The sequence below is a fragment of the Streptomyces sp. MS191 genome (assembly GCF_008042125.1).
Lineage (GTDB): Bacteria > Actinomycetota > Actinomycetes > Streptomycetales > Streptomycetaceae > Streptomyces.
This window is the reverse complement of sequence record NZ_RDBI01000054.1, coordinates 194,775-214,110: the sequence shown is the minus strand read 5'-3', so window position 1 is coordinate 214,110 and position 19,336 is coordinate 194,775. Positions and strand designations below refer to the sequence as shown.

Below are 19,336 nucleotides of genomic sequence, written 5' to 3'. Positions count from 1 at the left end.
GGAGGGTCATGGCCTTCGCTCCTTGGCTCGCGGGCATGCGTCTGACCGCGACCCGCATGAACGACGCCGCGATGATCGGCGCGAACGTGTTCCTCGCGTACCGGTCCGCGGCCCAGTCCATCGGCACCGGCGCCGACGCCGCAGTGTCGGCCGTGGCCTGGGACGACGTCCAGTCCGACCTCCTCGGCGGCTGGTCGTCCGGCTCCGCATCCCGCTGGACGGTGCCCCGTACCGGCTGGTGGACGCTGTCCGGCGCCGTCGCGTTCGACTCCAACACCGGCGGCACCACGCGTGAGTGCGTCTGGTACGTCAACGGGACCGCGCTCGGCGCCGGCCGCGCCCGCACCTTCGGTAACACGATGGCCGCGGTGCCGATCACGGTCGAGGCGAGGAACCTGCCGCAGCTGCTGACCGCGGGCGACTACGTACAACTCGTGCCCGCGCAGAACTCCGGCGGCAACCTGAACCTGTCGACGGGCTCGTACCGGTCGTACATCTCGATCGCGTACTCCGGCCCCGCCTGACCTGCCCTACTCCGTCCGCCCCGCGCCGCTGGCCCGGGGCTTTTCTCATGTCTGGAGGTCGCCATGGCGATCATCCGGCGCTCCCAGTGGGGCGCCCCCGCGACCAGCCCGGCCGCGTACATCGGATCCACTCGCGGCGTGAAGGTCCACTACCTCGGCACCGAGTACAGCAGCCGGCCGCACGAGCAGTGCGCGGCCTACGTGCGGCAGATCCGCGCGTCCCACCTCGCCAACAAGGCCGAGAACTATGTCGACATCGCGTACAACTACCTCGTCTGCGAGCACGGCGACGCGTTCGAGGGCCGCGGCGTCCACAAGCGGACCGGCGCCAACGGCAACCAGGCCCTCAACCTCCAGGACTACGCCGTCTGCGCCCTGCTCGGCAGCAAGGGGCTGACCAAGCCGACGGACGCCATGCTCAACGGCATCCGCGACGCGATCGAAGACCTCCGCGACAACGGCCGTGCCGGGTCGTGGATCGGCGGCCACAAGGACGGCTACGCCACCTCGTGTCCGGGTGACGCCCTGTACGACTGGGTGAAGCGTGGCGCGCCGCGGCCGGCCACGGCAGTGGAGCCGAAGCCTGCGCCGGGCCCGAAGCCGACGGTGGACCTGTCGAAGCTGGTCGCCGCGGCGAAGGCCGACCCGCCGAAGCGCGGGACTCCGGTGTCGTACTACGGCGTGAAGACGGTGGAGTCCGCGCTCGTCGCCGAGGGTCTGCTCGCGCGGGACGTTGCGGATGGCCACTACGGCACGGCGACTGTGGCGGCCTACGCGGCGTGGCAGCGCCGGTGTGGCTACAAGGGCGCGGACGCCGACGGCATCCCGGGCGCCGAGTCCCTGAAGAAGCTCGGCGCCCGCCGCGGCTTCACCATCACCCCCTGAAGGAGTTCCCGTGCGAGTCTTCGGACGCGAGCCTGTCTACATCCTGGCCTTCGTGGCCATCACGCTGAAGCTGTCCGCCGCCTACGGCCTGGACGTCAGCAACGAGCAGCAGGGCGCCATCATGGCCGTCCTGTCGCTGATCGTCGCCGTGATCAACGCCATCATGCTCCGCACCGGCGCCGCGGCGGCCGCCATCGTGAACCTGGCGCAGGGCGTGTTGGCCCTCTTCCTCGCCTTCGGTCTGAACATGTCGGCTGAGCAGCAGGCCCTGTGGATGTTGATCGTCGAGGCCGCGGTGGCGCTCGCGATCCGCCGTGAGGTGACCGCGCCGGTGGCCGCCCTGCCGATCGAGCAGGGCAGCCCCGTCAAGCCGCCCGCCGCCTGATCGGAGCCACCCGCATGACCGATGAGCCGACCCTCGGAGAGGTCGTCCGCCGATTCGAGGATCGGCTCACGGATGTCCGCGACGACATCCAGCAGCTCGGCCGGCGTCTCGACGAGAAGGTCGACGCCAAGGTGTACGACCTGCGCCACGAGGCCCTCGCCGCGCGCGTGACGACGCTGGAGACCATCCGCGAGAAGGACGCCGACAAGATCGTGGCCACCCGCCGGTGGCTGATCGGTGCGGTTGTCGTGCCGCTCGTGGCCGTCCTCATGCCCGTGATCATTCTGCTTGTCCAGGGGGCCGGTTCATGACCCGCATGCAGCTACGGGCCGAGGAGAGACGCTGGCGCCGCGGCGACGCGCTTACCATCGTCGCGGCTGTCGCGATCGGTCTGATCCTGGCGGGCATCCTCATCAGCATCCGCTCGCTCCAGGTCGAGCTACGGTCTGCCAACGCGGCCCGCGACCAGTTGGCGGCGCAGGTGGAACGCCTCGGCGGTCAGCCGATCGCGGGGCCTCCGGGGTCGCGTGGGCAGCCTGGGCAGACGGTGGAGGGCCCGCCGGGGCCGTCCGGCCCGCCAGGCTCGCCCGGTCTCGACGGGGCTCCGGGGTCGCCTGGGCCTACGGGCCCGGTCGGCCCGTCCGGCAGCCCAGGGCAGACCGGCGTCCCGGGTACGGACGGGGCGGCCGGGGTCGGTCAGCCTGGTGCGACGGGCCCGCCGGGGCCTGCTGGGCCGCAGGGCGAGCCGGGGCCTGCTGGGCGGGATGGTACCGACGGCCGGGACGGAGCCGACGGCACCGATGGGCAGACCTGCCCGGACGGGTACAGCCTCCAGCCGCCGAAGGACGACCCTGACGCGCTGGTGTGCCGGCGGGATGTTGAGCAGGAGCCGGCCCCGGGCCCGCTGAAGTCCCGCACGAGCCTGCTGCTGGGGCTGGACCCGGCCCGCCGGATCTACCCCTGAACGAACGATCCCCCCCTCTCGCGCTACGGCGCGAGAGGGGGGGGATTTCTTGCGTTCTGGATCACACGACAAGGGCCTTGCCCCATACCCTGGCAGGTGTCGAGTCTGTTCAGAGAAGGGGCAAGGCCGTGTCACCTGATGCTACCCCGGACCCGTACGCCAACCCACTGGTGTTCGGGCAGCGCATGCAGATCCTCCGCCAGCGTCGAGGCATGACCCGCGAAGTCCTCGCCGGCCTCCTCGGCAAGTCCGTCGACTGGGTCAAGTCCGTCGAGATGGGCCGCATCAACGCCCCCGGCATCGACATGGTCTGCCGTATCGCGGAGGCCCTGCGGGTGCGAGACCTCGCCGATCTCACAGGACGCCCAGACGTGCACCTCAACCTCTTCACTGGCCCCGGACATCCCCGCCTCGCCGCTGTCCGCGCCGCCGTCGACGCCCTGCCGATCGGGGCACCTGCCGCGGCCCCACCCCGCGCCGAACACCTCGCGGCGCGGCTCGCTGCCGCGTGGGCCGCCCGCCACTCCGCCCCGGACCACCGCGAGCGAATCGGCATCCTGCTGCCGGACCTGATCCGTGACGCCCAGCTCGCTGTGCGGCACGCCCAGGCGCCGGCTGACTGGAGGGCGGCACAGGCCGTCCTCGCCGAGGTCTACTCGCTGTCGCAGTTCTTCCTCGCGTACCAGCCTGACGCCGCGCTCCTGTGGCGCGTCGCCGAGCGCAGCATGGTCGCTGCCCAGCAGTCCGACGACCCGCACACCATCGGCGTCTCCGCGTGGCTTCTCGCCCAGGCGCATCGCGACACCGGGCCCGGTCACTACGATGCGGCCGACACCATCACCCAGCAGACGCTCGACTACCTCGCCCCGCTTCTCCCGGACGCCACGGACGACGTCCTCGCCATCGCCGGAGCCCTGGAGTTCGAGGCCGGATACACCGCGGCCCGCCGGGGCGAGACAGCCACCGCCTGGCGATACTGGGACACGGCACAGGACATGGCCGCCCGCCTCCCCGCGGCCTACTACCACCCGGTCACCTCGTTCTCACAGGCCATCATGGGCGCCCACGCAGTCACGGTGGCGGTCGAGCTGCACTCCGGGCGCGAGTCCGTCCGCCAGGCCGCCCGCGCGGACGCGTCCACCATCCCGTCCCGGCCACGCCGCGCCCGGCACCGCATCGAGCAGGCCCGCGGCTACCAGCTGGACGGGCAACCGGACGTGGCGCTCGCGACGCTGGCGCAGGCGTACGAGGCTGCGCCGGAGACGATCCGGTACAACGGCTACGCCCGCAGCATCATCCTGGAGGAGACCGAGTCCCGGGTGACCGCCCGCCGGCGACGCGCCTCCGAACTCGCGGTGAGGGTGGGCCTGCTGGCCGCCTAACGGGGGGGGGAGGATTCCTACCCCCACCCCTACGGCGGCGCTCGTACCGTCGACGCATGGCCCCTGAGACTGACTCCCTGAGAGCCGTGGAACTGCCGCGTATCGGGTCCCTGACCCAGCGGCAGCAGCGCGGCCAGGACTGCGTGTGGTGCGGCGTGACGCTCGTAGCGGGCAGCACCGTGGACCTCGGGCCGCGGCGGCGCCGGATCCTCGACTACGCAACGCAGTGGTATCCGCGCGCCTGCCGCAAGCACCCCCGCGGGGAGGGCCTGTGAAGCGGTGCAGCTACTGCGACCAGCTGATCGAAGGCGAGGCGCAGCTGCTCCCCGACTGCTCGGCAAGCGGCGCTTCGCCGCCCGTGTACTGGCACGCCGACAAGGACCAGTGCGGCACCCGCGCGAAGGGCACACTGCTGGCCGACCGCTCGGAGCTCCGGGCGGCGATGCAGCGGTGGCGCAGCAAGCAGCAGGACGCCTGATCTCCTGCCCGTGTGTGTTGCGCCGGCCGCGCGCGGGCAGGGCTGTGCGGCCCCGGTCGGCCCGTCCCCCGGCCGGGGCTACTTCACCAGCTCGGAGAGCGGGACGCCGATCGCGTCGGCGATCTGGATGAGGGTGTCGAGCAGTGGGGCGGCGTGGCCCTGCTCGATCCGGTTGTACTGGGCCCGGTCCATCGGGATGGCGTGGGCGACCGCCTCTTGGGTGAGGTTCGCGTGCAGGCGGGCGGCGCGGATCTGGTCGCCGATCTGCTGCCGGCGGGCGAGGACCCACTCGGGCGGCGGGGTGGAGCGTGGCACGTGCTCCACGCTCACGGGACCAAGATCGAATCACTGTAGAGCTGACCCTACATTGTGTGATCACCAGGTTTCGGGATATGAAAACGGAGGAACTCGCTCCACACATGGACCGGCCCTCCCCGTCCTGCCCCCCAGGCGACGGGAGCGGCCACGCGGCGCCCCCACCTCCGGGTGGGGGCGCCGTCTACTTCCAGTCCAACCGAACCGCCTCCGGATCCCAATACCCACCCCCCGGCAGCCGACCCCTGCGAGCAGGCAGCACCACCACCGTCATCAGGAAGTCGATGACCGCCCGCTGACGCCCCAAGTCCAGGGCATTCCACGCCGCCTCGGGATCCTCCGCGTTCACCAGACCCACCACCGGGTTCGCCCGCACAGCAGTCGCCAGAACCGCCTCAGCGGCCGCCAGACGCTTCTTCGCGGCCCCGGACGCCGCCCGCCACTCCAACATGTCCATCGAGCCGTCACCGAGCGCCGTAGCCAGCTGGGTGAGCGTCGCCCGCGCCTCCCGCATGTCCTTCTGCGCGCCCCGCACGTCAACGGGCTCCTCCCGGGCGGCGAGCAGCTCGACCGCGTCCGGGCGGGACACCCGGTCCAGCACAGCGGCCTGCACGTGCGCGTCGAGGAGGTCCACGCGGCGCATCACGTGCTTACTCACCCGGCAGGAGTACGAGGGGAGCCCACGCTGATGGTTCATCGTGTTCCCGCTGGCGAGCTTCATCGTGGCGCCGTGGACCCCGCACACATACAGGCTGCTGCCCAGGTGCCGGCGGGCGTTGCCGGGCGTCGTCCGCCGAGACTCATCCGTCAGGACCGCCACCGCGCTCCGCCATTTCGGCTCGTCGAGCAGCGCTTTCCAGCCGCCGCGACCGGCCTCCTTGCCGCGGTGCTTGAGGATGCCCGCGTTCCGGGGGCGGAGCAGCATCTCGCGCACCTCGGCGCCCGCCCAGCTCGCGCCGGTGCTGGTCTTGACGCCCTCCTCGTTCCAGCGGGCCGCGATGGAGTTGAGCGATGCGCCGGCGAGAACGAGGTCGGCGGCCTGCTCGACGCGGGTCGCCTCGGAGTTGGGGGCGAGCTGGGCGAGGGTGCCGCACTCGCAGAAGCACTCCACAGTGAATCCCTCGGTCTGGCCGCAGCTGCGGCACTCGTGGGTCCCTGCGAAGCCGCCGGAGGCCCCGCAGGCGAGACAGAGGCGAACGGTCCGGAACCCGTCGTCGGCGGCGCAGGCGGGGCACAGGAGGGCGCGGGGGGTGATGCCGTCCGGCTCGTACCCGAAGGGCCGGCGGCCGCCGAAGTACTGGCCACGCTGGGCCATCTGGTCGCGCTTACGTCGCTGCCGCTCGATCATCCGCTCGACCTCGTAGCGGGCCTGGACGCCGAGCTGTCGGGCAATCATTCGACCGGTGGCGGTGGTGAGGTCGAGGTGACCGGCGCGGGCTGTCCGGGTGTCGACGCGGCGGGGCTCGCAGACGTCGATGTACTCCTCCAGCTCCATCGGGGACCGGTGGAGGCGGTCGGTGTGCCAGGCGAGGACACAGTCCCCTTCGCCGCGCTTGAGCGCTTCCAGCATGGCGAGGTAGTCCGGGCGGGGCTTGCCCGAGTAGGCGCTCAGGTCGTTGTCTTGGAAGACGCGGACGATGCGGTACTCCACCTGCGGGGTGGAGAGCTGGCGGGCGAGCGTCTCGCAGTCCTCCACCTGGCGCTCGATGCCGAGGCCGCCGCCTTCGCGGTCCTCGCTGATGCGGGCGTAGGTGAAGCAGCGGACGAGGCGGCGGCCGGTGGTGGCGTCGAAGTGCTCGGACATGGCGTCATGCTGGCACGTTAGAGCTGCACTTCGCAGGCGTTTGCTAGGTCGAATCCGCTGCCTCCTTTGGGGACGGAGGCGGGGCTGAGTCCGACGGTGAGTTTCTTCTGGGGCCATTCGGCGTCGGAGTTGACGATGGCGGCGCGGACGCGGTCGCGGCTTTCGCTGAGGCTCTTGTCGGGGAGGCCGACGAGGGTGAAGGCGGCGACGCCGGCTTCGAGGTCGGCCTGGACTTCGACGACGACGCCTTCGACGCCGACGAGGGCGACGGAGCAGGTGCGGGCGAAGCCCATCAGGCCACCCCCTGGGCGTGGGTGATCTCGGGGGCGCCGTGGCGGGGCAGGATGATGCCGATGAGGTCGATGCGGATGCCGCCGGGGGGTGGTGCTCCGCCGTGGCGGTCGAGCCAGCAGGCGGCGAGGCGTCTGAGCCGGTCGGCCTTGGTGGGGGTGACGGCGGCCATGGGGTGTTCGTAGGTGCCGTCGCGGCGGGTCTTGACCTCGCAGACGACGACGGTGTCGCCGTCCTGGGCGACGATGTCGATCTCTCCGGTGCGTCCGCAGCGCCAGTTGCGGGCGAGGACGGTCATGCCGGTCTCGGTGAGCCGGCGGGCGGCGAGGTCTTCTCCGTAGCGGCCGAGTGCCGTGGTTGCGTTCATCGGTACCACCTCCGTCACCGACTGTGACGGGTGGCCCTCTCGCGTGTGCGGCGCTGTGGACGGTGGGCGGTCTGTGGAGAACCGTCTCACTCGTGGGGGTGATTTCCGGCCGCGTACGGGCGGGGTGACGGCCGGGTCCGGGATCGCCGCCGGGCCCTCAGGGTCCCGAGACCGCCGGAGTCGCCGAGCTCGCAGCACCGCCCGAGTCGTCGAGGCCGCCGGAGTCGCAGCACCGCCCGGGTCCCGGTACCGCCGGAGTGGCCGAGCCCGCCGGAGTCGTCCGGGGCCGCCGGCCCCCGGGAACCGCCGCGGCTCCTGGACCGCCAGGCACCCCGGTCAGCTGCCGGGCAGCTCCAGATCGGTCTTGTTGAGCTCCTCGATGTTCACGTCCTTGAACGTGAGCACGCGGACCTGCTTGACGAACCGGGCCGGCCGGTACATGTCCCAGACCCAGGCGTCTGCCATGGAGACCTCGAAGAAGACCTCGCCCTGGACCGAGTGCACCTGCATCTCGTAGTCGTTGGTGAGGTAGAAGCGGCGCTCGGTCTCGATCACGTATTTGAACAGCCCGACGACGTCGCGGTACTCCCGGTAGAGCTTCAGCTCCATCTCGGTCTCGTACTTCTCGAGGTCCTCGGCGCTCATGGCATGTTCCCCTTCAGCCGTGCGTCCCCCCATTGTGCGGCAGGCATTCGCACCCCTAGGCGATTTCCGGGGCGAGAACCACCGGTGCACTCGGAGGTCCCTCGTCGAGCAGCGTGCGCAGCAGCTCGGCGAGTCTGGTCGGGTACACCGTCTCACGCGTCGCCGACAGTTCGGCGGAGGTCCACCACCTCAGGCCCGAGACGCTGCGTTCCTCCAGCTCGGTCAGGGCCCGGGGGCCCGTCTCGGTGCGGGTGGTTCGTGCCAGGTAGTACCACTCGTCCTGGTCCCAGCGCCGCCCGTCGAAGGGGAAGGAGCAGGTGCGCCGCCAGAGGACGGGGCCGAGGGTGATGCCGGTGATGCCGGTCTCCTCGGCCACCTCCCGGCGTGCGGCCTCCTCGTGGGTCTCGTCGCCCTCCAGCCCGCCGCCGGGGGTGAACCACCAGGTCTGTGCGGGGTCGGCGGGCTCGTGTCCGTGCAGGAGGAGGATGCGGTCGTCCGGGTCGAGGAGGACGACGCGTGCCACGCGCCGCAGCTCCCGGCCGTAGGTGTCCGCCGCGGCCCCCGTGCCGTGCGTCATGCGTGCACCGTCTCCTTCTTCCGTCGTCCGCCGAGCCGGTTCGCCACGGGTCCGTAGGCGGCGCCGAGCAGGATGAGCGCGCATCCGCCGAGGATCGCGTAGAAGAGGGGTGTGACGGGCCCGGGCTGCGAGATGCCGCCGGGGAGTGCCGCGAAGCCCGCGGGGCGCTCCACGACGCCGGTGGAGGGCCAGGCGACGGCGTCGACTCGGGCGGTGACGCTGGAGCGCGGGACGGAGCCCTGACCGGCCTCCTCGAGGTGGACGCGGGAGTCCATGGAGTTGTGGCGTTCGTCGCCGAGGAGGAAGAGGTTGTCGGCGGGTACGGTCGCCGAGAACTCCTGTCCGGAGGCGGGGGCACCGGCCCGCAGATACGGTTCGTCGATGGGCTCGCCGTTGACGGTGAGCCGTCCGTCGGCGTCGCAGCAGGCGATCTTGTCGCCGCCGATGCCGACGACCCGCTTCACCATCGGGCCGCCGCCCCACACGGGGTCGTCGAAGACCACGATGTCGCCGCGCCGGACCTCGTCGCCGTCGATGCGCTGGGCCAGGACCCGGTCGCCGACGTTGACGGTGGGTGTCATGGAGTCGGTGGGGATGGTGTAGGGCGCGTAGAGCACGGCGCCCCAGGCGAAGCCGCCGAGGAAGAGCAGACAGCCGACGGCCACGGCGAGCCCCGACAGTGTCCTGCCGAGGCGGCCGTGGCCGCCGTCCGTCCGTATGGTTCCGCTCATCCCAGTACTCCCCACCTCAGAGGCCGGTTCGTCGATCTGGGACGGCACCCTACCCGCGGGTCGCTACTCGGCGGTATGCCGGGAGACGAGCCGCTTCCTGCGCCACAGGACCAGCGGGAGGGCGCCGGCGAGGCCGGCCGCGGCGGGTGCCACGGCCAGGGCCTGGTTCAGGCCGGGCTGGTCGAAGGTGGCGGGGATGGGGAGCGTCGCCCAGCGGGTGACGGGCCAGGCGACGACGACGGCGCGGCCGACGACCTGGTCGTTGGAGACGGTTCCCCTGCCGGGGAGTTCCTGGTGGAAGCGGGAGTCCAGCGAGTTCTGGCGGTTGTCGCCCATCACCCAGATGCTGTTCTCGGGGATGGTGATCGGCCCGAACGGGCGGTCGCCGCACGGCGTGGAGCCGGGGGCGATGTACGAGGACTCGTCGAGCGCCTTGCCGTTGACGATGACCTTGCCGCCCTCCTTGCAGGAGACGGTGTCGCCGCCGATGGCGATGACGCGCTTGATGAGGTCCTTCTCCTCCGCGGACGGCATCAGGCCGATGAAGCTGAGGAACTTCTGCGCGGCGTTGGGCTCGGGCGTGGGTTCGCCGCCGACGAGCCAGCCGCCCGGGTCGTGGAAGACGACGACCTCGCCGCGCTCCGGCTCGGAGCCGAACCACGGGGTCAGCTTGTCGACCAGGACGCGGTCGCCGCGCTGCAGGGTGTCCATCATCGATTCCGAGGGGATCGAGAACGCCTGCACGAGGAAGGTCTTGATCAGCAGCGCGAGCACCAGCGCGATGCCGATCAGGAGGGGCAGTTCCTTCCAGAAGGAGCGTGGCTTCTTCTGGCCCTTGCCCGGCTCGCCGGTCTCGCCGTCGCCGCGTCCGCCGTCGACGTCCGAGGGGTCGGCACCCGGCCGGCCTGCGGATTCATCCGTCATGGCGACCGGCGACTCGGCGAGCCGCTGGGGTCCCTTCTCGGGCTCGTCGTGTCCGGATCGTGCCCCGACGGCCAAATCCCCCACATCCACTCCTCAGTCCGTGCGTTCGCCTGACCCAGAACAGGGACAGGCCCACCACTCCCATAACGAGCGGGAGTTCCGCAGGGGTCGGGAGCCAGGGCAATCCGTTCAGATTCCGCGAGGACACACTATGCGACACACCGAGCGCGGTCGAAGATCCCGAACGGGCGTCCGGTACGGCGGCGAAGGTCTCCCGTTCCTCCAGCCGGCGCCAGTGGTCGAAGGGCCAGGCGATCACGACGGCTCGTCCCACGACCTCCTCCTCGGAAATCGTCCCGCGGTCCTTCTCGTCGAGGTGGAAGCGTGAATCGGCGGAGTTGGACCGGTGGTCGCCCATGACGAAGATCCGTCCGGGTGGCACCTTCACCTCGAACCTGATCTTCGAGGGCTCGTTCCCCGGGTGTACATAGGGTTCGTTCAACGGTACGCCGTTGACGGTGAGCCGGCCGTCCTTGTCGCAGCAGGCGACGGTGTCGCCGCCGACCGCGACGACCCGCTTGATCAGGTCCTGTTCGTCGGCCGAGGGCAGCAGTCCGATGAAGGTCAGCGCCTGCTTGGCCTGCTTGACGCCGACCGGGTCGTCCTCGGTCGACGTGGTCTCGTCCTGGAGCCAGTTGCCGGGGTCCTTGAAGACCACGACGTCGCCGCGCTGCGGCGTGGAGCCGAACCAGGGCGTCAGCTTGTCGACCAGGACCCGGTCGTCGATCCGGATGGTCTGCTCCATGGAGCCCGAGGGGATCACGAACGCCTGGACCAGGAAGGTCTTCAGGACGAGCGCGATCAGCAGGGCGACGGTGATGAGGAGCGGGATCTCCTTGACGGCGGAACGCTGACGGCGGCGCTTGACCTTGCGGGCGAGGCGGCGCCGCTCCGCCCGGCCGGGCAGGGCGCGGCTGTCGAAGGCGGACCGGGTGCCGGTGGGCAGCGGGGTCTCGACGCGGCCTCCGGGCGGCCGTCCGCGGTTACCCATGGCGGCCCGCCGCGGGAGCGGGTACGGCGTCGAAGGCGGCGGTCGGCGGCACGACGGACCAGCGGCCGAAGGGCCAGCCGATCCAGTCCGCGCGCCCGATCACCCGGTCGACGGGCACCATGCCGCCGCCCGGCTGCCCCAGGTGGTCACGGGAGTCGCTCGACTGACTGCGGTGGTCGCCCATCACCCACAGGGTGCCCTGCGGTACGACGATGTCGAAAGGGACTTTCGAGGGTGCGTCACCCATGTGGACGTACCACTCGTCGACCGGGACGCCGTTGACGGTGAGCCGGCCGTCCTTGCCGCAGCAGACCACGCGGTCGCCGCCGACGCCGACGACGCGTTTCACGAAGTCGGTCTCGTCGGGCTCGGCGAGGCCGAGGGCCGCGGCCGCTCCGTGCAGCAGGCCCGTCACGGGGTTCTCCCGCGGGGGCTCCTGGACGAAGGAGCCGGTGCCGTCGAAGACGACGACGTCGCCGCGCTCGGGAACGTCGCCGAAACGGTACGCCAGCTTGTTCACCAGGATCCGGTCGCCGACCTGGAGGGTCGGTTCCATCGAGCCGCTGGGGATCAGGAACGGCTGGAGCACGAAGTGGCTCAGCAGCAGGAGGAAGACGACGCAGGCGGCGCCGACGAGTCCGGTACGGCGCCACGAGAGCCGGCCCGGGTGGCGTCCGCCGGTCGTGTCGGCCCCCTCGCTCCCGGGGTCGGTGTCCGGTGCGGGTGCCGATTCCGGCGTCCCCGCCGCGGTGGAACGGGGCCCGGACATACGCGCGGAGCGCGACCGCTCCTCCGTCCTGCCGGAGGAGCGGTCGCGCTCCGTGTGCTGTGCTTCGGTGTCCATCGGGGGCAGAGCCTATCCGGCCGCCCTGTAAGTTCTACGTCCGAAGCACCGCGCGGTCGGTGAGCCGGGGGCTCAGCGGTCGCGCTTCTCCTTGATCTTCGCAGCCTTGCCGCGCAGCTCACGCAGGTAGTAGAGCTTGGCGCGACGGACGTCACCGCGGGTCACGAGCTCGATCTTCTCGAAGATCGGGCTGTTCACCGGGAAGGTGCGCTCGACGCCGACGGAGAACGAGACCTTGCGGACCGTGAAGGTCTCGCTGACGCCCGAGCCCTGGCGGCGGATGACGACACCCTTGAACTGCTGGATACGGGAGCGGTTGCCTTCGATGACGCGCACGTGGACGTTCACCGTGTCGCCGGGGCGGAAGGCGGGGAGGTCGGTGCGGAGCGAAGCCGCGTTGACCGAGTCGAGCAGGGAGGCCATGGTGGTCTCTTTCCTCGCTGATGCCACAGGTCATCAGCGGTACGTTCGCAAGTGGATGGAGCGCCGGTCGTACCGGGCGGGCGTCGTTCCCCCTGTGGCAGGGGCGCACGCAGGACAAACGGCAGCGGCCTATTCTTCCACGCCGTCCGGCCTGCGCCAAAATCGGCCGCCCGGCTCGGGGGCCCAGCCCATCATGGAGAGGATCTCCCGGTCCTTCTTGTCGAAGTCCGCGGGGTCGCAGCGTTCGATCAGGTCCGGCCTGTTGGCGGCGGTACGGCGGAACGCCTCGTCCCGCCGCCAGCGCGCGATCTTCCCGTGGTGCCCGCTGAGCAGGACCTCGGGGATGGCGCGCCCGCGCCACTCGGGCGGCTTGGTGTAGACGGGGCCTTCCAGGAGGTTGGCCATGGCGCCGGGGGCGAAGGAGTCGTCGCGGTGCGACTCGGCGTTGCCGAGGACACCCGGGAGGAGCCGGGCCACGGCCTCGGTGACGACGAGGACGGCGGCCTCGCCGCCGGCCAGGACGTAGTCCCCGATGGAGACCTCGTAGACCGGGAGGCGGGTGGCGTACTCGTCGGTGACGCGGCGGTCGATGCCCTCGTAGCGGGCGGGCGTGAAGATCAGCCAGGGCCGCTCGGAGAGTTCGACGGCGAGTTCCTGGGTGAAGGGGCGGCCGCTGGGGGTGGGGACGACGATGGCGGGGCCGTGGGCGCCCGCCTCGAAGCCGTCCGCGACGATCTGGTCGAGGGCGTCGCCCCAGGGGTCGGTCTTCATGACCATGCCCGGCCCGCCGCCGTACGGGGTGTCGTCGACCGTGTTGTGGCGGTCGTAGGTCCACTCGCGCAGGTCGTGGACGTGGACGTCGAGCCGGCCGCGGGCGCGCGCCTTGCCGACGAGCGAGACGTTCAGCGGTTCCAGGTACTCGGGGAAGATCGTGACGACGTCGAGGCGCATCAGGAGGCGTCCTCGTCGGCGCGGCCGGCCCCGGCGCCGGTGCCGGACCCCGCCTCGGCGTCGGAGGCCTCGGCGGCCTCCTCGGCGTCGCGCGCGGACGCGATCTCGGCGCGGTCGTCGATGAGTCCGGGCGGCGGGTCGATGACGGCCCGCTGCTGCTCCAGGTCGATCTCGGTGACGATCTCCTCGACGAAGGGGATCATCAGCTCGGTGCCGTCGGCCCGCTCGACGATGAAGAGGTCCTGGGACGGCAGGTGGGAGATCTCGGTGATCCGGCCGACCTCGGTGCCGTCGGCGAGGACGACGTCCAGGTCGATCAGCTGGTGGTCGTAGTACTCGTCGTCCTCCTCGGGCAGCTCGTCGGGGTCGACGTCGGCGATGAGGAGGGTGTTGCGCAGGGCCTCGGCCGCGCTGCGGTCCCGTACGCCCTCGAAGCGGAGGAGGAGGCGGCCGCTGTGCACCCGGCCGGTCTCGACGGTCAGCGGTCCGGTGCCGGCCGGGTCGGTGCTCAGGACGGCTCCGGGGCTGAGCCGGAGTTCGGGCTCGTCCGTACGCACCTCGACGGTGACTTCGCCCTTGATGCCGTGGGCGCGGCCGATCCGCGCGACAACGAGCTGCACGAGTGTTTTCTCTCCTGTCCGGGGACGACGACGGGCCGGGGCGGGCTCGAAAGCCCTCCCCGGCCCGTGCCGGCGTATTCGGCGAATACGGCCGACTTCTCTCAGCGAACCTGGTCCACGTCGACGAGGTCGACGCGGATGCCGCGGCCGCCGATGGCGCCCACGACGGTTCGCAGTGCACGCGCGGTGCGGCCGTTGCGGCCGATCACCTTGCCGAGGTCGTCGGGGTGGACCCGGACCTCCAGCACACGGCCGCGGCGCAGGTTGCGCGAGGCGACCTGCACATCGTCGGGGTTGTCGACGATGCCCTTCACGAGGTGCTCGAGAGCCTCCTCGAGCATGCTCAGGCCTCGGTCGACTCGGTGGACGCGGCCTCGGCCTCGTCCGCCTTCTTGTCGGCCTTCTTCGCCTTCGGGGTGATGGCCTCACCCTTGGCGTCGTCACCCTCGAGGGTCTTGGCGAACGCGTCGAAGGAGGCGCGCTTGTCCTCCTTCGTCGCCGGCTGCAGCAGCGGCGCCGGGGCCGGCAGGCCCTTGTGCTTCTGCCAGTCGCCGGTGAGCTTCAGGATGGCGAGGACCGGCTCGGTCGGCTGGGCGCCGACGGACAGCCAGTACTGCGCACGCTCCGAGTCGACCTCGATCTTGGAGGGGTTGTACGTCGGGTGGTACAGACCGATCTCCTCGATCGCGCGACCATCGCGGCGGGTGCGCGAGTCGGCGACGACGATGCGGTAGTGCGGCTGGCGAATCTTGCCGAGGCGCTTGAGCTTGATCTTGACTGCCACTGGAGTGGTGTCTCCTGGTCTTGACGTGGTTGGGCACATGAGATGCCACGTGGGGTTGCGGTACTCGGGTGCCCGATGGACGCGTCAGCCGGAGGAGAGAGGGGTCCTGTGCGGCTGTCGAGTACAGCTAGCCATTGTGCCACATGCGCGCGCCGCACCGGACCGGGGGACGGCCGGGGAGCGGGGCGCGCATGTGCGTCCGGGTCAAGGCCGTCTGCGACTGCGGTCGCAACGTCCGCGTGGTCCCCTCGGTCCTCGCCCAGGCGCCGATCGTCTGCGGCGGCTGCGGGAAGCCCTTCCGCATCCCCGAATCGGTGGGCGCGGCCGGCTGATCCGGCGGCCGGGCCGCCGGGCGCATGGACCGCCCGGTCCGCCCGGTGGGCGGCACCCGGCGTCGCGGACCGACGCGGGCCCGGGCGGCCCGGCCGCCGGATCAGCCGGCCGCGCCCACCGATTCGGGGATGCGGAAGGGCTTCCCGCAGCCGCCGCAGACGATCGGCGCCTGGGCGAGGACCGAGGGGACCACGCGGACGTTGCGACCGCAGTCGCAGACGGCCTTGACCCGGACGCCGCCGCCGGAGGACCCGTGCCGGGCGGCGGGACCGCGGAAGGAGCGCTTGGTGTCGGCGGCCGTGGCGACCGTGTGCGCCTTGAGGGCCCGCTGGAGCCGCTCCATCGTGGGGCGGTAGCGGCGCTTCGCCTCGGGGTTGAGCGTGACCAGCGAGAAACCGCTGCTGGCGTGCGGCTCCTCGGAGTGGTCCAGCCCCATCTCCTCGGCGATCGCGAGGAATCTGCGGTTGTGATAGCGGCCGGCGCGCGAGGTGTCGCGGACTCCTCGGGCGGCGGCGATGCCGTGGACTGCTTCGTGGAGCAGTCGTTCGAAGGAGAGCTCGGCGCCACAGGCGGACGAGGACTCACCGATCAGGGACTCGGGCGCGGCAAGGTCGGGCAGCTCGGGGTGGTACCGCTGAATGTCGGCCCACGCCTGTGCCAGCTCTGCGGCGAGAACAGGGGGTGTCGTGCTCACGTCGGGTACAACGAGCCGGAACGCCCCCGGGTTCCATTCCGGGGCATCCCAAATATTTTGCACGTACCCGTCAGTTGCCGTTGATGTGTCCCGACGAGGGCCAGTGCGCCGATCTGCGGAGAAGTCGCACAGCTCGCTGCAAGCCGGTGCGTAGCGGCGCATACGCCCCTGGGCGTAGGCCGGGCGTACGGGCCGAGGGGGGTGTGGCAGGGACAGTACCCGGTGCCGGATACCCGGGCGGCACCGCCCCCACGCGGGCCGGGGGCCCTTCGGCGTGAATTCGCCCGTGCGTCCGTGTGACGGTCGGATGCCGCGAAGAAGTCGTGCGGCTCCACCACTGGACGCGGGGACGGATGCGCAGTTCCCTGACATACGGGGGGATGCGGGCGCACATGTACGGGGGCCGTCGACCAGCCACTGATTGGGGCGCATTCCATGACACCTACGCTCGTCCCGCACCACCCCGCGCGTGACTGGGCCGAGATCCAGGAGCGCATGCTCGTGCCGCTCTACGAGGCGGTGTACGACCGTCTCGGCGTGGGCCCCCGGTCCCGCGTCCTCGGCCTCGGCTGCGGCTCGGGGCTGGCGCTGCTCATGGCCTGTGCGCGGGGCGCCCGGGTGACCGGCGTGGACCGTGACCACGCGCGCGTGGAGCTGGCGCGGGAGCGGATGCCGGAGGGTGGGGGACACACGGTCGTCGAGGGCGGTCCGTCGGACGCGGGGGACGTGGCCGGTGGCGCGTTCGACGTGATCACGGCTTTCCACGGCACGGCGGAACTCGGGCCGGATCTGGTCGCCGTCACCCGTTCGGCTCAACCTGGCGCGGCCGTCGTGGTGGCCGGCTGGGGGCCGCCGGAGCGGTGTGCGACGGCGTCGGTCCTGCGGGTGGCCGCGCGCCTGACGGGCTGGAGCCCGTCGCGTCGCGACGACCTGGAGGAGGTGGTGGCCCGCGCGGGTCTGCGGCCGGACGGTTCGGGGCGGGTGTCCTGCCCCTTCGGCTACGCGAACCCGGACAGCGCGGTGCGGGGTCTGCTGTCGACGGGCGACTTCGACGCGGCGATCCACGCCACGGACCCGTCGCAGGTCGAGAAGGAGATCCGGGAGGCGCTGGAGCCCTATGTGCGCCCCGACGGCACGGTGTGGATGCCCAATGTCTTCCGGTACCTGATCGCGCGGACCTGATCGCGCGGACCTGCTCCGGCGGTCCGCGGGGCGGAGCGCCGGCGATCCGCGGGTGGCGTCGGGTCAGACGTCCTTCGTGAGCCGGGTGATGCCGGCCGCGCGGTAGGCCTCGTCCTCCTCCAGGGTCTCGTTCTCCAGGAGGGCCGTGGCCAGCGCGTCGAGCTGGTCGCGGTGGTCGTGGAGCTGCCGGAGGGCGCTCTCGTAGCACTCGTCCACGATCCGGCGCATCTCGTGCTCGACGGCGTCGAGGGTGGCGGGGGCCGCCGACAGGCCGTACGCCTGCTGGGCGTCGCTCGGGATGGCGGTGAGGCGGCCGACCCGCTCGCTCATGCCCCACCGGCCGACCATGCCGCGGGCGATGTTGGTGACCTGTTCCAGGTCGCTCTCGGCGCCGGTCGTGACCGCGTCGAAGACGACCCGCTCCGCCGCCATGCCGCCGAGGGCGCCGATGATCCTTCCGCGCAGGTACTCCTCGGTGTACGCGTACCTGTCGGCGTCCGGGGTCGACAGGGTGACGCCGAGGGCCCGGCCGCGGGGCACGATGGTGATCTTGTGGACGGGGTCGGCGCCGGGCTGGAGCATGCCGAGGAGGGCGTGGCCGCTCTCGTGGTACGCGGTGCGGCGCCGTTCCTCGTCGGGCATGACGAGGGGGCGTTCGGCGCCCAGCTGGACCTTCTCCAGGGCGTCGGAGAGGTCGGACTGGGTGACGGCCTGCTGCTGGCGCTTGACCGCGAGCAGGGCGGCCTCGTTGGCGAGGTTGGCGAGTTCGGCGCCGGTCATGCCGGGGGTGGTGCGGGCGACCTGGACGAGGTCGACGTCCTGGGCCAGGGGGATCTCGCGGGTGTGGATGCGGAGGATGGCCTCCCGGCCGCCGCGGTCGGGCGGGTTCACGTGGACGACGCGGTCGAAGCGGCCGGGCCGGGTCAGGGCGGGGTCGAGGACGTCGGAGCGGTTGGTGGCGGCGATGACGATGACGCCCTCGGAGCCGGTGAAGCCGTCCATCTCGGTGAGGATCTGGTTGAGCGTCTGCTCGCGTTCGTCGTGTCCGCCCATGCCGGCGCCGGCGCCGCGGGCGCGTCCGATGGTGTCGATCTCGTCGATGAAGATGATGGCGGGTGCGACCTTGCGGGCCTCGGCGAACAGTTCGCGTACCCGTGAGGCGCCCACGCCGACGATCATCTCGATGAACTCCGAGGCGGAGGCGGAGAAGAACGGGACGCCCGCCTCGCCCGCCACGGCCCGGGCGAGCAGCGTCTTGCCGGTGCCGGGCGGGCCGGCGAGGAGGACGCCGCGGGGCATCTTCGCGCCCATCGCGCGGTAGGCGCCGGGGTTCTTGAGGAAGTCGACGACGTCGTTGAGCTCGCCCTCGACCTCGTCGATGCCGGCGACGTCCTCGAAGGTGGTGCGCTTGTCCCCCGCCTCCAGTTCGACGGGTTTGGGCGGGGCCTTGCGGCCCAGCATCCCGCCGGCGCCGCCCATGCCGGCGCTCATCCGGCGGGCGATGAACACCCAGAGCACGACGAGCAGCAGCATCGGGGCGAGGGAGATCAGCAGGTTGGCGAGGAAGCTGCGTTCCGCGACGACGGGCTTGGCGGTGACGGTGACGCCCTTGGCGGTCAGCTCGCCCCAGAGGTCGTCGTCGGCGAAGGCGGGGCGCTGGGTCTGGAACTTGGTGTAGTCGCCGTCGCCGTCGGGCTCGGGCTGCTTGTTCTTCAGCTGCCCCTGGATGGCGTCGCCCTTGGAGTAGATCTTGGTGACGTTGCCCGCGTTCACCTGTTTGCTGAACTCGGTGTACGAGATCGTCGGCCCGTCGCCCTCGTTGAAGAAGGACAGCACGAGGTTGGCGAGGACGTAGACGACGAGTGCGGTGAGGATGAGGCCGCCCCAGCCGCCGGGCATCTTCCGCTTGGGGGGCGGGGGCGGTGGGGCCCCTTCCGAGCGCCACGGCGAGTTCAAGAAGTTCATGGGCTGAGGCCCGGTGACCAGGGGCCCGGAGCGGTGAGGAACCGCTCCGGGCCCCTCGTCGTCCGCCCGGATCACCCGGAATGCCCCGATGATCCGCCTCTCCCATACTGAGGCCATTGCCGCCCCGAGGAGAGCAGCGTGGCCAACCCCGTGCCCCCGCGCGACCGGACCGACCGCAGCGTGGCCAACCCCGTGCCCCCGCGCGACCGGACCGACC

25 protein-coding genes and 1 pseudogene are annotated in these 19,336 nt (G+C 71.5%); 9 read left to right on the top strand and 17 right to left on the bottom strand.

Annotated features, from left to right (window positions below; genetic code table 11):
* The first annotated feature begins 8 nt into the window (after nt 1–8).
* From EAO71_RS24040 to EAO71_RS24005, 7 genes are all read left to right on the top strand, one after another.
* Nucleotides 9–524 carry a hypothetical protein gene (locus EAO71_RS24040; protein WP_147979889.1) on the top strand — a complete coding sequence of 172 codons (516 nt, stop codon included), beginning with the start codon at nt 9–11 and terminating at the stop codon, nt 522–524.
* A 63-nt stretch (nt 525–587) separates the two neighbouring features.
* A complete protein-coding gene (locus tag EAO71_RS24035; protein ID WP_147979888.1) occupies nt 588–1,409 on the top strand; it encodes an N-acetylmuramoyl-L-alanine amidase in 822 nt (273 codons plus the stop codon).
* Nucleotides 1,410–1,461: 52 nt separating this feature from the next.
* Nucleotides 1,462–1,794 carry a hypothetical protein gene (locus EAO71_RS24030; protein WP_261992315.1) on the top strand — a complete coding sequence of 111 codons (333 nt, stop codon included), beginning with the start codon at nt 1,462–1,464 and terminating at the stop codon, nt 1,792–1,794.
* 14 nt (nt 1,795–1,808) lie between these two features.
* On the top strand, nt 1,809–2,105 hold the full coding sequence (locus EAO71_RS24025; RefSeq protein ID WP_147979886.1) for a hypothetical protein: 297 nt from the start codon (nt 1,809–1,811) through the stop codon (nt 2,103–2,105).
* Between the two features lie 781 nt (nt 2,106–2,886).
* Nucleotides 2,887–4,140, top strand: coding sequence for a helix-turn-helix domain-containing protein (locus EAO71_RS24015; RefSeq protein WP_261992314.1), 1,254 nt, complete (start codon nt 2,887–2,889; stop codon nt 4,138–4,140).
* Nucleotides 4,141–4,196: 56 nt separating this feature from the next.
* A complete protein-coding gene (locus EAO71_RS24010; protein WP_147979885.1) occupies nt 4,197–4,415 on the top strand; it encodes a hypothetical protein in 219 nt (72 codons plus the stop codon).
* Nucleotides 4,412–4,618 (top strand): hypothetical protein, encoded by a 207-nt coding sequence (locus EAO71_RS24005; RefSeq protein ID WP_147979884.1) that lies wholly within the window; start codon nt 4,412–4,414, stop codon nt 4,616–4,618. Before EAO71_RS24010 ends, EAO71_RS24005 begins: the two co-directional genes overlap by 4 nt.
* Before the next feature lie 78 nt (nt 4,619–4,696).
* Here EAO71_RS24005 and EAO71_RS24000 read toward each other — a convergent pair whose 3' ends face one another.
* The 15 genes and pseudogenes from EAO71_RS24000 to rpsP all read right to left on the bottom strand — a co-directional run bounded on the left by EAO71_RS24000 (nt 4,697) and on the right by rpsP (nt 14,945).
* Nucleotides 4,697–4,948, bottom strand: coding sequence for a helix-turn-helix domain-containing protein (locus EAO71_RS24000; protein WP_261992313.1), 252 nt, complete (start codon nt 4,946–4,948; stop codon nt 4,697–4,699).
* Between the two features lie 169 nt (nt 4,949–5,117).
* Nucleotides 5,118–6,737, bottom strand: coding sequence for a recombinase family protein (locus EAO71_RS23995; protein WP_187282801.1), 1,620 nt, complete (start codon nt 6,735–6,737; stop codon nt 5,118–5,120).
* A gap of 26 nt (nt 6,738–6,763) precedes the next feature.
* A pseudogene (locus tag EAO71_RS23990) lies at nt 6,764–7,030 on the bottom strand (magnesium chelatase domain-containing protein); the annotation flags it as partial.
* Nucleotides 7,030–7,395 carry a YraN family protein gene (locus EAO71_RS23985; RefSeq protein WP_147979882.1) on the bottom strand — a complete coding sequence of 122 codons (366 nt, stop codon included), beginning with the start codon at nt 7,393–7,395 and terminating at the stop codon, nt 7,030–7,032. The gene EAO71_RS23985 and the pseudogene EAO71_RS23990, both read right to left, overlap by 1 nt.
* 336 nt (nt 7,396–7,731) lie before the next feature.
* On the bottom strand, nt 7,732–8,040 hold the full coding sequence (locus tag EAO71_RS23980) for a DUF2469 domain-containing protein (RefSeq protein ID WP_008737534.1): 309 nt from the start codon (nt 8,038–8,040) through the stop codon (nt 7,732–7,734).
* Nucleotides 8,041–8,095: 55 nt separating this feature from the next.
* The gene (locus tag EAO71_RS23975) at nt 8,096–8,617 is read right to left on the bottom strand and encodes an NUDIX hydrolase (protein WP_147979881.1); all 522 of its coding nucleotides are present in this window, start codon (nt 8,615–8,617) and stop codon (nt 8,096–8,098) included.
* A complete protein-coding gene (lepB, locus tag EAO71_RS23970; protein WP_147979880.1) occupies nt 8,614–9,348 on the bottom strand; it encodes a signal peptidase I in 735 nt (244 codons plus the stop codon). Before lepB (EAO71_RS23970) ends, EAO71_RS23975 begins: the two co-directional genes overlap by 4 nt.
* 63 nt (nt 9,349–9,411) lie before the next feature.
* Nucleotides 9,412–10,347 (bottom strand): signal peptidase I, encoded by a 936-nt coding sequence (gene lepB / locus EAO71_RS23965; protein ID WP_147980029.1) that lies wholly within the window; start codon nt 10,345–10,347, stop codon nt 9,412–9,414.
* Entirely contained in the window at nt 10,262–11,323 is a 1,062-nt protein-coding gene (gene lepB / locus EAO71_RS23960) for a signal peptidase I (protein ID WP_147979879.1), read from the bottom strand. The genes lepB (EAO71_RS23965) and lepB (EAO71_RS23960) overlap by 86 nt, the downstream gene beginning before the upstream one ends.
* Nucleotides 11,316–12,167, bottom strand: coding sequence for a signal peptidase I (lepB, locus tag EAO71_RS23955; protein ID WP_147979878.1), 852 nt, complete (start codon nt 12,165–12,167; stop codon nt 11,316–11,318). The genes lepB (EAO71_RS23960) and lepB (EAO71_RS23955) overlap by 8 nt, the downstream gene beginning before the upstream one ends.
* A gap of 72 nt (nt 12,168–12,239) precedes the next feature.
* Nucleotides 12,240–12,590: a 50S ribosomal protein L19 gene (rplS, locus tag EAO71_RS23950; RefSeq protein ID WP_147979877.1), complete on the bottom strand. Its 351-nt coding sequence runs from the start codon at nt 12,588–12,590 to the stop codon at nt 12,240–12,242.
* 129 nt (nt 12,591–12,719) lie between these two features.
* Complete coding sequence (trmD, locus tag EAO71_RS23945) at nt 12,720–13,541, bottom strand: tRNA (guanosine(37)-N1)-methyltransferase TrmD (protein WP_147979876.1); 822 nt, start codon at nt 13,539–13,541, stop codon at nt 12,720–12,722.
* Nucleotides 13,541–14,161, bottom strand: coding sequence for a ribosome maturation factor RimM (rimM, locus tag EAO71_RS23940; protein WP_147979875.1), 621 nt, complete (start codon nt 14,159–14,161; stop codon nt 13,541–13,543). The genes trmD and rimM overlap by 1 nt, the downstream gene beginning before the upstream one ends.
* 101 nt (nt 14,162–14,262) lie before the next feature.
* Nucleotides 14,263–14,502 (bottom strand): RNA-binding protein, encoded by a 240-nt coding sequence (locus EAO71_RS23935; protein WP_005311361.1) that lies wholly within the window; start codon nt 14,500–14,502, stop codon nt 14,263–14,265.
* Between the two features lie 2 nt (nt 14,503–14,504).
* Entirely contained in the window at nt 14,505–14,945 is a 441-nt protein-coding gene (rpsP, locus tag EAO71_RS23930; protein ID WP_137993109.1) for a 30S ribosomal protein S16, read from the bottom strand.
* Nucleotides 14,946–15,136: 191 nt separating this feature from the next.
* On the opposite strand from rpsP, the gene EAO71_RS37830 reads away from it, so the two are divergent.
* Nucleotides 15,137–15,277 (top strand): hypothetical protein, encoded by a 141-nt coding sequence (locus EAO71_RS37830; protein ID WP_187282811.1) that lies wholly within the window; start codon nt 15,137–15,139, stop codon nt 15,275–15,277.
* A 101-nt stretch (nt 15,278–15,378) separates the two neighbouring features.
* On the opposite strand, the gene EAO71_RS23925 is transcribed toward EAO71_RS37830, so the two are convergent.
* Complete coding sequence (locus tag EAO71_RS23925) at nt 15,379–15,972, bottom strand: hypothetical protein (protein ID WP_147979874.1); 594 nt, start codon at nt 15,970–15,972, stop codon at nt 15,379–15,381.
* Nucleotides 15,973–16,407: 435 nt separating this feature from the next.
* Here EAO71_RS23925 and EAO71_RS23920 point away from each other — a divergent pair, with 435 nt between their 5' ends.
* The gene (locus EAO71_RS23920) at nt 16,408–17,154 is read left to right on the top strand and encodes a class I SAM-dependent methyltransferase (protein WP_147979873.1); all 747 of its coding nucleotides are present in this window, start codon (nt 16,408–16,410) and stop codon (nt 17,152–17,154) included.
* A 63-nt stretch (nt 17,155–17,217) separates the two neighbouring features.
* Here the strand turns inward: EAO71_RS23920 and ftsH are convergent, their stop codons facing one another.
* On the bottom strand, nt 17,218–19,053 hold the full coding sequence (ftsH, locus tag EAO71_RS23915; RefSeq protein WP_410094003.1) for an ATP-dependent zinc metalloprotease FtsH: 1,836 nt from the start codon (nt 19,051–19,053) through the stop codon (nt 17,218–17,220).
* Nucleotides 19,054–19,336 lie beyond the last annotated feature (283 nt).